Annotated in this window: 14 protein-coding genes and 3 tRNA genes; 14 read left to right on the forward strand and 3 right to left on the reverse strand. The window is 42.6% G+C overall.

What is annotated here, in order from left to right; translation table 11 throughout:
• Positions 1-55: 55 nt before the first annotated feature.
• Positions 56-640 (reverse strand): NAD(P)H-dependent oxidoreductase, encoded by a 585-nt coding sequence (locus tag AC2JF7_RS07380; RefSeq protein ID WP_500728045.1) that lies wholly within the window; start codon positions 638-640, stop codon positions 56-58.
• Positions 641-645: 5 nt separating this feature from the next.
• Positions 646-1251: a TetR/AcrR family transcriptional regulator gene (locus tag AC2JF7_RS07385; RefSeq protein WP_500728046.1), complete on the reverse strand. Its 606-nt coding sequence runs from the start codon at positions 1249-1251 to the stop codon at positions 646-648.
• Between the two features lie 548 nt (positions 1252-1799).
• On the opposite strand from AC2JF7_RS07385, the gene apf reads away from it, so the two are divergent.
• The 9 genes from apf (at position 1800) to AC2JF7_RS07430 (ending at position 8421) form a co-directional block, all read left to right on the forward strand.
• Complete coding sequence (gene apf, locus AC2JF7_RS07390) at positions 1800-2453, forward strand: aggregation-promoting factor (RefSeq protein WP_500728047.1); 654 nt, start codon at positions 1800-1802, stop codon at positions 2451-2453.
• A 174-nt stretch (positions 2454-2627) separates the two neighbouring features.
• Positions 2628-3686, forward strand: a complete 1059-nt coding sequence (locus AC2JF7_RS07395; RefSeq protein ID WP_500728048.1) for an SEC10/PgrA surface exclusion domain-containing protein — start codon at positions 2628-2630, stop codon at positions 3684-3686.
• Positions 3687-3802: 116 nt separating this feature from the next.
• Positions 3803-3874: transfer RNA gene (locus AC2JF7_RS07400), tRNA-Gln, on the forward strand.
• Positions 3875-4083: 209 nt separating this feature from the next.
• Positions 4084-4788, forward strand: a complete 705-nt coding sequence (locus AC2JF7_RS07405; protein ID WP_500728049.1) for a glycerophosphodiester phosphodiesterase family protein — start codon at positions 4084-4086, stop codon at positions 4786-4788.
• A gap of 101 nt (positions 4789-4889) precedes the next feature.
• Positions 4890-6071, forward strand: a complete 1182-nt coding sequence (locus AC2JF7_RS07410) for an aminotransferase class I/II-fold pyridoxal phosphate-dependent enzyme (protein WP_500728050.1) — start codon at positions 4890-4892, stop codon at positions 6069-6071.
• A gap of 63 nt (positions 6072-6134) precedes the next feature.
• Positions 6135-6216 (forward strand) — tRNA-Tyr (locus AC2JF7_RS07415).
• A gap of 7 nt (positions 6217-6223) precedes the next feature.
• Positions 6224-6295: transfer RNA gene (locus AC2JF7_RS07420), tRNA-Gln, on the forward strand.
• Between the two features lie 233 nt (positions 6296-6528).
• Positions 6529-7644 (forward strand): hypothetical protein, encoded by a 1116-nt coding sequence (locus AC2JF7_RS07425; protein ID WP_500728051.1) that lies wholly within the window; start codon positions 6529-6531, stop codon positions 7642-7644.
• A 78-nt stretch (positions 7645-7722) separates the two neighbouring features.
• The gene (locus AC2JF7_RS07430) at positions 7723-8421 is read left to right on the forward strand and encodes a GntR family transcriptional regulator (protein WP_500728052.1); all 699 of its coding nucleotides are present in this window, start codon (positions 7723-7725) and stop codon (positions 8419-8421) included.
• A 40-nt stretch (positions 8422-8461) separates the two neighbouring features.
• Here the strand turns inward: AC2JF7_RS07430 and tagD are convergent, their stop codons facing one another.
• Positions 8462-8848, reverse strand: coding sequence for a glycerol-3-phosphate cytidylyltransferase (gene tagD / locus AC2JF7_RS07435; RefSeq protein ID WP_500728053.1), 387 nt, complete (start codon positions 8846-8848; stop codon positions 8462-8464).
• A gap of 118 nt (positions 8849-8966) precedes the next feature.
• Between tagD and AC2JF7_RS07440 the strand changes: the two genes are divergently transcribed.
• The 5 genes from AC2JF7_RS07440 (at position 8967) to AC2JF7_RS07460 (ending at position 14945) form a co-directional block, all read left to right on the forward strand.
• A complete protein-coding gene (locus AC2JF7_RS07440; protein ID WP_500728054.1) occupies positions 8967-9698 on the forward strand; it encodes a WecB/TagA/CpsF family glycosyltransferase in 732 nt (243 codons plus the stop codon).
• A 2-nt stretch (positions 9699-9700) separates the two neighbouring features.
• Positions 9701-10798, forward strand: coding sequence for a glycosyltransferase (locus AC2JF7_RS07445; RefSeq protein ID WP_500728055.1), 1098 nt, complete (start codon positions 9701-9703; stop codon positions 10796-10798).
• A 71-nt stretch (positions 10799-10869) separates the two neighbouring features.
• The gene (locus tag AC2JF7_RS07450; RefSeq protein ID WP_500728056.1) at positions 10870-12348 is read left to right on the forward strand and encodes a nicotinate phosphoribosyltransferase; all 1479 of its coding nucleotides are present in this window, start codon (positions 10870-10872) and stop codon (positions 12346-12348) included.
• Positions 12345-13175 carry an NAD(+) synthase gene (nadE, locus tag AC2JF7_RS07455; protein ID WP_500728057.1) on the forward strand — a complete coding sequence of 277 codons (831 nt, stop codon included), beginning with the start codon at positions 12345-12347 and terminating at the stop codon, positions 13173-13175. Before AC2JF7_RS07450 ends, nadE begins: the two co-directional genes overlap by 4 nt.
• Positions 13176-13373: 198 nt before the next feature.
• On the forward strand, positions 13374-14945 hold the full coding sequence (locus AC2JF7_RS07460) for an ATP-binding cassette domain-containing protein (protein WP_500728058.1): 1572 nt from the start codon (positions 13374-13376) through the stop codon (positions 14943-14945).
• Positions 14946-14952: the final 7 nt, after the last annotated feature.

Raw genomic sequence — 14952 nt, forward strand, 5'->3', positions numbered from 1 at the left:
CACAATGTGATATAACTTCCAATTTTAGGGGCATAGCTCAGCTAGGTCTCTTTTTTTATTTGAAACGGTAATTTTCAATATGCTGCATATATTTTTGCCGGCGTGGCAGTTTAGACACAGTGATTCCACCAAAGTGCAGCCAGTGTCGATCTTTCATGCCCAATTGTTTCAGAGTTTGGTTGATAAAGATACGCTTGATTGCATTACCATTGAATAAACGAATATAAAATTTAGGCGACGTAGAAGTGGTTAGCACATAGGTATGCATAATATTGGTCAGTTCACCATGAACACCTCTGATGGAAGTGGTATGCGACAAGCCTTCGCCTTCTTTCATCACCTTATCGATAAAACCTTTAAGCATGCCGGGAATACTATTCCACCACAAAGGAGTAATAAAAATCACGGTAGATGCTCTTTGGAGAAGCTGCAAGTATTTTTTGACTAAGGGGTCGTGGGTGCCACCAGTGTGGAATAAACGGAGTTCCTCCTTGTCATAAATGGGATTGAAATTTTCTTCATATAAGTCAATCACATGATAAGGTCTATGCTGTTTTTGTAAACTAGCTTCAACTCTTTGTAGAATGGCATGGTTAAAGCTTTTTTCGTAAGGATGGCAATAAATTATTAAGGTATTCATTTTTGTTATGCTCTCTTCATCATTTGCAGTAGTGTTGTTCGAACTAGGTCTTGGTCGTAAGTTGTAACTTTATTCTTAATTAAGAACGAATATCCTTGGATAAAAGACCAGATTTGCGTAAAAAAGTCTTGACTGCTTAAACTAGACTGGTAATCGATTTGGTTGATAATTATTCGGATCTTTACCAAAAAAGGTGAGTTGCTGTCGGCTTCTTTTAAGATGGCACTAGCCTGATCATTAAAGAAAAGAAAGTCCATAATATTGGGGTGGAGTTGTACTTCTTTGACAAAATAATCAGCAACTTGTAAAAGTTGCTGTTCGGGTATATTTACAGTCAAGGTCATTTTATCTGCGAACTCTTGTGATAATTTTGCCGTCACTTTTTGGAAGAGTTCTTCTTTACTCGCAAAATGCTTGTAAAATGCACCGGTAGTTAATCCAATTGCCTTGGTCAACTTGCGCAATGATAAATTGTGATAATTTTGCTGATCAATAACCGTAATGGCTTTTTTAATCAATTGTTCTTCTGTTTGTTCCATCCTATTCCCTTTCAGATAACGGTGTTCTCTTTTTATGATAACACCGTTACCTGAAAAGTCAAATTTTTCCAAACAAAAAGCCTCCCAGTATGGAGGCCAAGGATAGCTACTTATTTTTCAATCTTTTTGGCTGCATTCATTGCTGCCATAATAGAAGGGTTTTTAGAATGGCAGTCCTTGATCATTTGCAGGTCTTTTTCATCCAATTTAACTTCATATTTAGTCATTATAAACATCCTTTCTGCAAAAATATAATTTTACTATAGCACTTTTTGCTGAAATAAAAGATAAAAGTGACAAATCATTATTTCATTTATGTTACAGAACATTCTTCAGTCTAGACCATTTGCACAATGCAAACAAGCGTTCTTGTATAAGACAAAGATTGTCAAAAGCATTGCTGTTATGCTATTTAAACGTTTAGACTTTTTGCCTGCTCACATATTACAAGTGTGACATACCAAGTGAGAGTAGTAATCTTTTCTTAAAGGTTGAGTGACCTTTCTGTTATGGTTCTGCAACTTTAACGCTGTAGTATGTAGGCAATCGAATTGATTAGAAGCTTGATGTTTTTTTATTTGAATTGCACAGGCACTGATTTTTATTAAGGAGAGAATTTTTTGAAGGTAAAATCTATCTTAGGTGAAGTAGCAACGGTGGCAGCATTATCTGCTTCAGGCGTTGCGGTTATCAACAGTGTTAAGACAAATACAGTCCACGCGGCAACAATGGAAAATGACGCAGCAGTTGTAACTGTAAATTACGTTGATGGCAACGCAATTCGTGTCTGGGACAGCTATAAGCAACCCCAAGCTACTGGGCAAGTTTTACCAAGTAATTCTTCTTGGAAAGTCATTAAAACCGCTTATGACAAGAAGGGCCACAAGTGGTACGACTTGGGTAAAAACCAATGGGTTAAGGCTAAATATGTTAACAAGGGTTACCATGCAGCCAATGAAGCAACTGCTTCAGAATCTGACGGTGTAGAAGCTGCTGCTAACAATGTAGAAGCTACCGCTACTAACCAAAATTATGCAGCTGTCTCTACTGATTCAGAATCAGGTGCTAAGGCTTGGATTGCTAGTCATGAATCTGGTGGCTCATACAGTGCACAAAATGGCCAATACATCGGAAAATACCAGCTGTCATCTTCCTACCTAAACGGTGATTATTCTGCTGCTAATCAAGAACGAGTTGCGGATAATTATGTTGCAGGTCGCTATGGCTCATGGGCTGCTGCCAAGCAATTTTGGCAAGCTAATGGCTGGTACTAACCTAACCATTAAAATAAATAACAAGATAATATTCAAAAAGGGGCACTGGCGGTCTACGTCAGTGCCCCTTTTTCCTAGGTTGCTAATTAAAGTGGCATTAATTGTTAATAAGCTTTAAAATTAGAGATGAATTTATCAAAAACATTTAATAAAAATTACCCTTGGGGAAGAACAATGAAAAAAAGCAAATTAAAGCTATTCATCATTACCACAATCATGCTGTTTGCCATTCCTGTATCTACTATTAACGAACCTAATCAGGTTGTTGCTGCTGCTAATCAGGGCTATGTTAAAGTGCAGGCCAGTAAAAAGGTGCGACTGTACAAGCGTTCAGGTAAGCACTCCAACTTTTATGCTGTGCCTAAACATCGTTATCAATATAGCGCCAAGAAAAAAATTGGTAAAAAGCAGCGACTGGCTTATAAGATTGGCAACAATTCCCACTGGATTTTGGCTAAAGACGTTAAGGTGCTTGGCGTTCCCAAGTCTAAGACATACGTTCGAGCTCAATTAAAATTACCTGCAGGCTATACCCGGGCAGAATTGCTTAATGCCTATCAAGGCAAGCCGAGCAAGGCTTTTGTTAAGGCTGCAATGCAGGGGATGCAAAACAACAAGTTTAGTCGTATTAAGAGTGGCGAGAGCAAGTCCGATGATACGGAACAAGTTGACTTGAGCAACGTTACCTCCGAGCAGATAGATGCTTTGTCGACTTTTGCCTTGCGCTTGATCAATGAAGCCAGAAACGATTTGAATTTGTCGCCGTGGGTCCAAAGTGCCGGTACGCGCAAGTTGGCTGCCGATATTGCTTTGGAGTATGCCAAAGATAATAAGACAATTAAGGATGGGCACTATGTGCCGGGCATTGTGCGTGCGTGCAAGCAGAACGGATTAGTCCTTGATGACAACTATGTTGAAGACATGGCAGGTTTTTATAACCAAAATCCCACCATGTCAATGACAGAATTAAAGAAGAGCGTTTACTTTGGCCTAAAACAGATGATTTTTGGCTACACGGGAAGTGGTGAAGAGGGTCGCCGTAATCGGGATTATTATCTGGAATGGGAGCATGCAGGCGACCTGTTCAATACGCAGGGCACCTTGCATGATGGCGACTACAACTACTTTGGCTTTAGCCTGTCTCATACCAATAATATTTGTTCTTTGCACTTCATCAGTGTGCCTACCTATATCGTTAAGAATAAAAAATATATCGCAGGCTTTAAGCCATAATAGCTGGGAAGACATAAAAACTTAATTTGCAAGAAAAATATTTTCCTCTTGACTTGGGCTGCGTAATTTTTTATACTATTTTATGTTGAGCAATCAAGTAAAAGCTTAAATGGAATTGGGTTATAGCCAAGTGGTAAGGCACTAGTTTTTGGTACTAGTATGCGCTGGTTCGAATCCAGCTAACCCAATTGTTCTAGCGAACACCCAACCCGAAATAAGGCAGCTCTTATGAGTTGCCTTATTTTTATGCATTATTTGTGCAGATTTTAAAGTTAAAGTGAATTAGGAGACAATTAATCAGCCTTTTCTATTTGAAAAGTGGATAAATAGGGTTAAGATATCCACTATAATTACTTTTACATGTTGATAATTTAGTCGAGGTTTTAACAACAAAACTATGAAAAATAGTAACAATAAAACAGTCGTGTTTGGGCATCGAGGCTATCCAGCCAGGTATGCGGAGAACTCGCTTGAAGGTTTTCGCAGTGCCGTCACAAATGGTGCAGAAGGCATCGAGTTTGACGTTCATTTAACCCGTGATGGAATCCCCGTAGTCATGCATGACGAGCGGGTTGACCGTACGACTGATGGCACAGGCTACATTAAAGATTTCACTTTAAAAGACTTGCGGCAGCTGCACCTAGCAAATGGTGAACCAGTACCACAGTTGAGGGAACTGCTGGCCTTGCTTGAGGATCAGGATATCATAATTAATTTAGAATTTAAGACGGGCATTATCCATTATCCTAGAATTGAGCAAACCGTTTTAACCATGGTCAAAGAATTTCACTTTAAACACCCGCTTATTTTTTCTTCTTTTGATTATGTCACACTTAAAAACTGCCAGGAACTTGCGCCAGACCAGATCTATTGCTACTTGACGGATGAAGACGTGTCCAATTCAGCCAAGCTGATCAAGGAAAATCATTTTGCCGGTATTCATCCGGGCAAGCTGCTCTCCTCGCAAGAACCGATTACTCAGCGCATTTGGACAGTTGACGATCCGCAAGTAGCACGGCAATACTTTGAACAGCACGTTGCTGGCATCTTTACCAACAACTTTCCTGAAATGATCAAATTACGCAACCAAGTGCAGGGTTAATTGGACTTGGTTATAGATTAATCATTAATTAAAAAAAGATTGTAGAAAAACTTTTCCAGTCAGGGTATAATTGGGTAACAAATGGAAGGTTTGGTGAAAATATGGTTGATTTAAGTAAGTATATGAAGAAGGGTCTTGCAGATGCCCCTTCTAATCCGATTTTAAAGTTTGCTGATTATGCCAGCAAAATCCCTGATGTTGTTAAGTTTACTCTGGGCGAGCCAGACTTTAATACTCCGGACCACATTAAAGAGGCGGCCAAAAAGTCGGTTGATGCCAACCACTCACACTATGCTCCGTCTAATGGGACCATGGAGTTGCGGAAAGCTGCCAGTGACTTTTTAGACCGGAAGTATGGGCAAAAGTATGATCCAGCAACCGAGGTCTTGGTGACTAATGGTGTGACAGAATCAATTTTTGATACAGTCATGGCAGCTCTAAACCCAGGGGACATAATGGTAGTGCCAACACCGGTGTTTCCACTCTATATGGGTGACGCCCGCTTGATCAATGCGGGCGTTAAGGTCGTTGAGGTGGACACTTCAGCAGACCAATTTAAACTGACACCTGCAAAACTAGAAAAAGTACTTGATCAGTATGGTGATCGGGTACGCATGCTAGTGATGAACTATCCTACTAACCCGACTGGTACTATGTACCGTCAAGATGAACTAAATGCCTTGGCTGACGTCATCCGGAACAAGCCAATTTTTGTCGTGTGTGATGAAATATATAGCGAACTCAACTATGACCTGCCACATGCTTCAATGGAGAAGACCCTGCACGAGCAAGTGATTTTGATGAATGGAGTTTCCAAGGCCTGGGCAATGACGGGCTACCGGATTGGAATTGTGTGTGCACCGCAAGATATCTTGGCACAAATTGCCAAGGTCCACCAGGCTGCTGTTACGACTGAACCAACGCCAATGCAAGATGCAGCAACTGAAGCCTTTAAACAGGGAATAGACGATGCTTTGCCAATGAAGGCAGAGTTCAAGAAACGGCGCGACGTCCTGTATACTGGCTTGAGTAAGCTAGGCTTTGACTGTGTTAAGCCCCAGGGAGCATTTTATATTTTTGCTGAAATACCAGCTGGTCTTGAGCAAGATGATAGCAAGTTTATTTATGACCTGGTTGACAAGGCACATGTTGCTGTCACGGCTGGCTCTAACTTTGCCAAAGGCGGGGAAGGCTACATTAGATTTTCTTACGCCGTTTCAATGGCGGAAATCGAAGAGGGACTGCGACGATTAAGGCAATATGTGCAAAAAAATCAGCAGTAATTTTGCGTAAATTTAGTCTTGCAATTATGCACGTTTTTGGGTAAGATAATTAACGTGCGTAACGGAGGAGTAGCGAAGTGGCTAAACGCGGCGGTCTGTAAAACCGCTCTCTCTGAGTTCGGCGGTTCGAATCCACCCTCCTCCATTATCATTGGGTTATAGCCAAGCGGTAAGGCACTAGTTTTTGGTACTAGTATGCGCTGGTTCGAATCCAGCTAACCCAATTAAATATAAATAAAAATTTAAGACAGTTGAACCAGCTGTCTTTTTTTGTTTATTTAGGCAGAAGTTGTATTTTGCTGATACAATTAGTTCACTAGTCTAATCTTATGATGAAGCTCCCATGACAAGAGAGGTCACATTTTTTCAAGCTTTAAGTTAGGTTCAGTTTTAACTATTAAGTGCAGAATGGGAGTACAATAGTAGCTAGTTTGCTTTTCAGTGAGAAGGGAAGATTATGGCGAGACTAATTAAGGTAGGAGCCGGTGGCGGAGAAATCAGTTGGTACAAGGCGCTCAAAGATCTGCGTGCTGACGACGTCCTGTCGCTCGAACCAGGATTTTATGAACTGCCACAGGGCCACAACTTTTCTGATATTACGATTAAGGGTACAGGTAGTCTGCCTGAAGACACCACAATCTTAGGCTACCTCAACGTTGATTCAGGTAGCCAGTTTGTTAATTTAGAAAACTTGTGTATCAACACCAATGATGATGCGAACAGCCTTTTTGTGCCAGCCGAGGCCAATACCTATCTAACGTTGCGCAATTGCGTGGTTAAAGGCTTTGGCGGTGACACGGCAGCCATCGCTGCCAATGGCAAAGTCACGCTTGAACTGTTTTCTACAATGGTTATTAATGGATCTGTCTCCTTATTTGCAGGTGCTGACTTTCGTCTGGAAATGAACGACTCGTCAATTGAAAATGTTTCTGATGACTTTGGTGCTTTGGCACTTGAAGGACATGGGACTGCAATTATTAACAATTCACGCATTCATGGCAGTATCGACACTTTCAACAAGACCAACGCTGAAATCGACCTCAATAATTCACGGGTTGACTCACTCCTGCTTCAGGGTCAAGTCTGGCTAAATATGCTTAACAGCCAGGTCCTATCTAGTGATGACACCTGTTTGTACTGTACAGATAACACCTGGGTCAATATAGTTGGCAGCAACTTTAAGGGCGGCGTCTACCTGGATAAAAAGCCACATGTGATTATCCAAAATAGTCAGCTCAACCGTTTGATTGCCGTGGATGAGGCTAAGATAACAATTGTTAATTCAATTATGGTCAACCATGCCGACTTCCAGGAAAATGTTGAGTGTACTGCTCGCCGCGTGACCTTTAATGGCGGCAGCGACTACCGCTACTTTTTGGCACTCAGCGATCAAGCACATTTAACGGGTCACGATCTTATTTTTAATTCCAATGGAGCTGACCTGGCGGTGAAAAACCAAGCTCGACTGCAGGCGAGCGTGATTGCCAGCAGCGACCAGTCGATTGCTGTTGAATGCAGTCGGGAGGCGCGGATTAATCTTTTGGGAATGAAGTGGACCGTTAAGAAGATTTAGGACAAAATGTCTAGTCTCTTTTGCTTGTGCAAATTAGACCAATTTAGATTATAATTAAGGGCATGTGGGAGGTGCACTATGAAAGAGCCAATGTACATCAAAATTCATAATCAAATTAAGCGTGATATTGAACATCATGTCTATCAAGTTGGTAGCCGGATTCCGTCCGAGCGGCAACTAGCTCAAAAATTTGGGGTTTCGCGTATGACCCTGCGTCAGGCCATTAAGACTTTGGAAGACGAAGGGATTCTGGAACAACGCTTGGGTAGCGGTACTTATGTCGCCAACCAGAAAGTCCAAGAGCGGATGTCTGGTATTATGTCCTTTACTGAAATCACCCATGCTAATGGTCAGATACCATCAAGCAAGCTAATTTCATACCGAGTTGGTCAACCTTCACTGTCTGAAACAGAGCGCCTGAAGCTAGGTGAAGGTGAAGAGGTTTTGCGCATGGAGCGTATTCGCTATGCTGATGAAGTTCCGATTTGTTATGAAGTTGTTAGCATCCCCCACCAACTTATTATGAATATGTCCAAGGCTGATATTTCTGCCCACTTATACCAAACTTTAGCCCGAAACGGCTACAAAATTGGCCGTGTGACCGAGCATATTTCAGCGGCTGTAGCTAATGAAAATGCAGCTCGCTTGCTCAATGCCAAAAAAGGCGAGGCCTTGATCACCCGCTTGCAGGTAACCGAGCTTTTAACTGGTGAACCATTCGAATATACGCGGGCCAGCTACGTAGCCGACCGCTTTGAATTCACCTTTTCTAAGTAAAAAACTCTGAATTAACTATTAAACAGTTGATTCAGAGTTTTTATTTGAGATCATTTTTAATTTTGGTAGTGGAGACCCCGGGTGTGCGCTCGAGGTAGATGACCTTGCAGTATGGCTTCAAGAAGTCGAACTTGCCCTGCCAGTCGTTGCCCATCACGAAGGTATCAATGTGATATTTTTCAATATCTGTCTTCTTTTGTTCCCAATTTTCTTCAGGAATGACTTCGTCAACATACCGGATTGCTTCCAGGATGTATTTACGATCGGCATAGCTGTTGTATGATTCCTTGTGCTTTTGCAGCTCGTTGAATTCATCTGTTGACAGTCCCACAATCAGATAGTCGCCCAGTTCTTTAGCGCGCTTAAGCAGACGCACGTGCCCATAATGCAGTAAATCAAATGTTCCGTAGGTGATTACTTTTTTCATTTAGCCATACTCCCTGATATTTAGTTAATAATATCATATTTATAGAAAAGGTTAAACATCTCCCGTGGCGGCCGATAGTTTGCTAAAATAAGAATATCAAGCACAAGGGGAGATTATCATGAACAAAGTGAAGGTTTTAGGCGTTGATTTTGATAACAAAAATTTTCAGCAGTTCCAAGCTGAATTTATTGCTCGAATTAATGCCCATCGTTCAACTCTTGTTGTTACTGCTAACCCGGAAATTGTAATGGCAGCTAATGAAAATCCAGAATTCATGAAAATTCTTAACTATCTGGCAGACTATATCACGCCTGATGGGATTGGCATTGTTAAGGGTGCCCGAATACTGAAAACGCCACTTAAGGAGCGTGTAACCGGCTATGACTTATTTAGCTGGTTAATGCAGCTCGCTGATGAACGCAAATTACGCGTTTATCTTATCGGCGCTAAGCCTAAGGTGATGGCAGCTGTCAAAGAGAAGGTTAAGCAGCAATATGGCAACATTCAGTTAGTCGGAGCAGAAGACGGCTATTTTAAAGAAGACTTGGAAGTCATTGCCTATCAGATTGAGCGCACAGCTCCTGACTTAGTATTTGCAGCTTTGGGTTCACCGCGCCAAGAACAGCTTTTGGCTCTTTTGCGCAAGGATAAATTAGCAGCCCTGATGATGGGCGTAGGCGGTAGCTTTGACGTTTTTGCAGGGGTGGTTAAGCGAGCACCAGAATTTTGGCAAAAGGCCCATCTGGAATGGCTATACCGCTTGCTGAAGAATCCTAGCCGTTTTAAACGAATGTTAGTGTTGCCTAAGTTTATAGCAGAAGTATACCGTTCAAAGAGGGAAAAAAGATAGCCATGAAAGTTTTGCATGTCAATGCCGGCCTTGAGGCTGGTGGCGGACTGACACATATTATCAACTTGCTGACCCAAGCCCAGCGTGCAGGTGAAGACTTTACCTTGCTCTGTCTTGCGGAAGGTCCAGTAGCTGAGGCCGCCAGAAAGGCCCATTTACGTGTACACGTTTTGGGAACGGCATCTCGCTATGACTTAACTGGGCTCAGCCAGCTGACTAGCTTTATTAACCACGGGAACTTTGATATCGTGCACACGCATGGTGCACGGGCCAACTTGTTTTTGGCATTAATCAAGCACAAGCTCAAGGCAAAGTGGTGCGTGACCGTCCATTCCGATCCCTACCTGGATTTTGCCGGTCGCGGTCTTTTGGGTCGCATTTTTACGGCTATTAATGTACATGCATTGAAAAAAGCAGACTGTGTCTTTGCTGTGACTAAGAGATTTGCACGGTTAGTTACGACCAAGGCTCAAGTTGATCCTAGTCGCGTGCACGTAATTTATAACGGCACTTTTTTTCATTCTAACAGTGAAATTCCGCTCAAGACTGAGCATCTGCATTTCAACCTAGTCAATGTTGCTCGCGCAGAAAAGGTAAAGGGCCAAGACTTGCTCTTGCAAGCACTAAAAAAACTTAACAACGCCAATGTCCACCTTTATATTGCTGGCGATGGCCCGCAGCTGCAATACTTGCGAGACTTATCGCAAGAGCTAGGGTTGGGTCCGCAGGTAAACTTGCAGGGCTTTTTAACGCAGACGCAGTTGACTGACCTGTACCAGAAGATGGATCTGGCCGTTTTGACATCGTATTCTGAAAGCTTTCCCTTGGTCTTATTAGAGGCTAGTGATAACCTATTGCCGCTCTTATCAACTAATGTAGGCGATATTGAAGTAATGATTCCAGATGACCAGCATGGCCTTGTTGCCCAAGTTGGCAGTGTTGATTCTATTGTCGCTGCACTGGAGAAGGCGACTGCCATGCCACAATCCGAATTACAGGCAATGTCCCTATGTGAAAAAAGTTACGTTGCCAAGCATTTTTCACTGGACCAACAGTTGACTAGTATTATGCAGGTCTATGTGGGGCTTTGTGCAAGTTAACTAAATTGTCTAAGAAGGCCCAAGCGGTTATAATAAAACAAAATTAGTTGGAACTAAGTTAAGAGGATATCATGTTTTATCAAGAACTAGACCAGGATGATTCGTTAATCCTGCATACTGACCTGTACGAAATCAATATGATGTACACGTACTTTAAAAAGGGAATTGCAGACCGGCACGCTGTTTTTGAAGCCTATTACCGAACTGAACCTTTTGGTAATGGTTATTCGGTTTTTGCAGGGTTGGAGCATGTGATTTTGTACCTGCAGCGCCTTAAGTTTAAGGAAAGCGACTTGTCCTATTTAAAGGAAAAAGTTGGCTATGATGACGACTTCATTGAGTATCTGCGCAACTTTGAGATGAAGCTAACAGTGCGGTCAATGCGCGAGGGTGAAATTGTTTTTGCCAATGAGCCTTTAATTCAGGTAGAAGGCCCCCTGGCCCAGTGTCAACTGGTTGAAACAGCAATCTTAAACATTGTTAATTTTCAGACTTTATTGGCCACTAAGGCGGCACGCGTAAAATTGGCGGTACAAGATGACCAAGTCATGGAGTTTGGTACCAGACGGGCACAAGAGGCTGATGCAGCGTTGTGGGGTACGCGAGCTGCTTATATCGGCGGCTTTGACGCCACTAGCAATGTCCGAGCAGGCAAGCTCTTTGGCATTCCAGTTTCTGGAACGCATGCACACTCATTAGTTGAAGCCTTTGGCAGTGAGTATGACGCCTTTAAGGCATATGCGCAGACGCACCGCGATTGCGTTTTCCTGGTTGATACCTATGACACGATCAGGAGTGGCGTACCTAATGCCATCAAGGTTGCCGATGAAATGGGCGACAGGATTAACTTTCAAGGGGTGCGGGTTGATTCTGGCGACATGGCTTATATCTCCAAGCAGGTGCGCCGTGAACTTGATAATGCAGGTTATCCAAATGCTAAGATATACGCTTCAAATGATTTGGATGAAACGACCATCACGAGTTTGAAAATGCAGGGTGCCAAAATTGATGTGTGGGGAATTGGTACCAAGTATATTACAGCTTACGACCAACCTGCCCTTGGTGCTGTCTATAAGTTGGTATCGGTTGAAGGTGAAAACGGCCAAATGCGTGATACGCTAAAGATTTCGGCCAATGCGATTAAGGTCTCCACTCCAGGTAAAAAGCAAGTGTGGCGAATTTCGGCCAATACCCAAAAGAAGAATGAGGGAGACTGGATTGCACGCAGTGGTGTTGACCCACGCCAGTTTGATTCACTTTACATGTTTCATCCCCAGTATACCTATATCAATAAGGTGGTAACGGATTATACAGCTGAACCACTGTTAAAAGAAATCTTTCAAGATGGACAATTAGTTTATGACCAACCTAAGCTGGCTGACATTAAAAAGTTCTGTGCAGCCAATTTGGATGGCTTATGGGATGAGTACAAGCGCAGCCTGAATCCGCAAGAGTATCCAGTTGATCTGTCTCAGGACTTGTACGATAGCAAGATGGACTTAATTCAAGATATCCGGCGCAATATCAGGAAAAGAGGTTTTAATAAATGAGACCACTGCAAAAAGAAATAATAGCCTATGAGCACGTATTGACTGAAATTGATCCGCAAAAAGAAATAAGACGGTCAATTGACTTCTTAAAGGATTACCTAAAAGCAAATCCATTTTTAAAGTCTTATGTTTTAGGAATTTCAGGTGGGCAAGATTCAACCTTGACGGGTAAACTTTGTCAATTAGCAATTGCGGAAATGCGGCAAGAAACCGGTGATTCGACCTATCAATTTATTGCTGTTCGCCTGCCATATGGCGTGCAGGCTGATGCTCAAGATGCAGCTGATGCGGTAGCCTTTCAAGAGCCTGACCAAGACTTGGTTGTAAATATAAAACCAGCTGTTGATGCACTCGTTGACAGTCTAAAAGCGGCGGGAGAAGAAATTACCGACTTCAACAAGGGCAACATTAAGGCTCGTCAGCGTATGGTAGTCCAATACGCAATTGCAGGGGCCAATCAAGGGGCAGTTGTGGGCACGGACCATGCGGCGGAAAACTTCTCGGGCTTTTACACCAAGTATGGTGATGGAGCTGCTGACTTAACCCCGCTTTTTCGTTTAGACAAGCAGCAGGGCAAGCAGATGCTCAAGGAATTGGGCTGTCCTGCCCACCTCTACTTGAAGGCACCAACGGCAGATCTAGAAGAAGACCAACCGGATTTGCCAGATGAAGAAGCTTTAGGCGTGAGCTACCAAGACATCGATGCTTACCTTGAGGGCCATGAGGTACCGCAAGCTGCAGCTGAGCAGATCGAAGCCTTGTGGCAAAAGAGTAAGCACAAGCGTCACCTGCCAGTGACGGTCTTTGATGATTTTTACCGTAAATAAAGCTTAAAAGCCTAGTAAAATATTTTTCTGAATAAGTAAGAAAAACATTATGCTTGCTTATTCCTCTTGTTAGATTTCCAATTTATTTGATTAATAATACTTTGCTAAGTTAAAATAAAAATAGAATATTTTAATAAAACTATTGCTGTATGTTAAAATATAGCAATAGTTTTTTTATTTAATTGAAAGAGAAGCGCAATGACACTTAAGAGTCTTTTTAAAGTCAACCTTTTGCGGGGAAGTCTGTTGCTAATTATTTACCTTATATATTCTTATACAGGGACCGCAGCGGCATACCTCTTTAGGTATGCCTTAAACGCATTAACACATAAAGACCTGGCAACTTTTTTATACTGGTGCAGCGTTGAAATATTGGTTGCCATTGTGAGCAGCTTGCTCTTGGCTATTAGCACTTACCTGTTTAACAAGCAGATTCAACAATATATCCATGTCCTCAGAGACAAGATTCTCCATCATTATTATCACAATGGCGATGGAGAAGTTGCCGAAATGCAGAACATTTTAAATAATAACATGAAGATATTGACGGATGAATATGCCAAGCCGTGGATTCTTATCTTAAGCAGCAGCTTAATGCTTTTGATGTCTATCGGTGTGTTGTTTTCCATGCACTGGACGCTGGTCATAGCGACAGTCATCACTTGTGTCATAGTGCTTGCTCTGCCGCAATTGACCTCAAAAATCACCACACGTGCAACTAAGGCAGCTTCCCAGAAAAATGCCGTCTTTTTAAAGACGGTTGCTGATTGGTTCAGTGGACTGGGCGTGCTGCGCCGCTATCATGCAATCAACCGACTGCAGCGTGCACTTAAGCAGGATAGTTCTACTCTTGCCAATGCTAGCAAGAACAAGCAAAAAGCCCTGAGCATTGCAGACGGACTAAACGGATTAGGCAATTCAATTGGTCAAGTCGGCATTATCCTTTGGGGTGGGCTGCTTTTCTTTCACCACCAACTAGACCTAGGTGGTTGGCTTGTCGCGGGTAGTTTTGCCTCTTCCATTTTTGATGAGCTATGGGACGTAATTGACTCTGTTACTCAGATAAAGGCCACTAAAGACCTGCGCACCGAGCTGCACGCGTTGACTCTGGACACTGAAACAGATAATGAAGAGGACGCTTCTCCTGTTGCCATCAGCGTAAAGGGTTTGGTGATAAATTACGGGGACCACCAGATAAGGTATCCAGATTTTACAATTAAGGCTCGCGACAAAGTCCTGCTTAGTGGAGACTCGGGCACCGGCAAGTCGACCCTTTTTAAGGCCATCTTGGGCAAGTTGCGGCCTGCGGCGGGCGCCATTGAATATTACAATGAAAAAAGTGAATTGATTGCGCCCAATTACAGACAGATTGGTTATGTAGCCCAGGACGGCATTCTTTTCCCTGACACAATTGCAAATAACGTGACAATGTTTCGGCACTATCCCGAAAGTCAGCTAAATACGGTAATTGATTCGGTTGAACTAACTGACGATCTGGCCAAGTTTCCCCAAGGCGTAAACACGACTATCAACCTCGATACCCCCAACGTATCTGGCGGTCAAAGACAAAAAATTATTTTGGCAAGAGCCGAGTTAAAAAGACAAGATATATTGCTGCTAGACGAACCAACTAGTGCGATCGACAGCGAGGGTAGTACCAAGATTATCAAGTCACTGCTAAAAAGCGATCAGACCGTGGTCATGATTGGCCATAATTTGCGCCCGGACGTGCAGGAATTATTTGACTACCGGATTAACTTGAGCAGGTAAGCGGGAA

It is taken from the genome of Lactobacillus sp. XV31L (assembly GCF_059900865.1).

Excerpts from the sequence above, each read along its gene's own strand:
- AC2JF7_RS07380 (WP_500728045.1), bottom strand. The coding sequence starts at position 640 with ATGAATACCTTAATAATTTATTGCCATCCTTACGAAAAAAGCTTTAAC.
- AC2JF7_RS07395 (WP_500728048.1), top strand. The coding sequence starts at position 2,628 with ATGAAAAAAAGCAAATTAAAGCTATTCATCATTACCACAATCATGCTG.
- AC2JF7_RS07405 (WP_500728049.1), top strand. The coding sequence starts at position 4,084 with ATGAAAAATAGTAACAATAAAACAGTCGTGTTTGGGCATCGAGGCTAT.
- AC2JF7_RS07410 (WP_500728050.1), top strand. The coding sequence starts at position 4,890 with ATGGTTGATTTAAGTAAGTATATGAAGAAGGGTCTTGCAGATGCCCCT.
- AC2JF7_RS07425 (WP_500728051.1), top strand. The coding sequence starts at position 6,529 with ATGGCGAGACTAATTAAGGTAGGAGCCGGTGGCGGAGAAATCAGTTGG.
- AC2JF7_RS07430 (WP_500728052.1), top strand. The coding sequence starts at position 7,723 with ATGAAAGAGCCAATGTACATCAAAATTCATAATCAAATTAAGCGTGAT.
- tagD (WP_500728053.1), bottom strand. The coding sequence starts at position 8,848 with ATGAAAAAAGTAATCACCTACGGAACATTTGATTTACTGCATTATGGG.
- AC2JF7_RS07440 (WP_500728054.1), top strand. The coding sequence starts at position 8,967 with ATGAACAAAGTGAAGGTTTTAGGCGTTGATTTTGATAACAAAAATTTT.
- AC2JF7_RS07445 (WP_500728055.1), top strand. The coding sequence starts at position 9,701 with ATGAAAGTTTTGCATGTCAATGCCGGCCTTGAGGCTGGTGGCGGACTG.
- AC2JF7_RS07450 (WP_500728056.1), top strand. The coding sequence starts at position 10,870 with ATGTTTTATCAAGAACTAGACCAGGATGATTCGTTAATCCTGCATACT.
- nadE (WP_500728057.1), top strand. The coding sequence starts at position 12,345 with ATGAGACCACTGCAAAAAGAAATAATAGCCTATGAGCACGTATTGACT.
- AC2JF7_RS07460 (WP_500728058.1), top strand. The coding sequence starts at position 13,374 with ATGACACTTAAGAGTCTTTTTAAAGTCAACCTTTTGCGGGGAAGTCTG.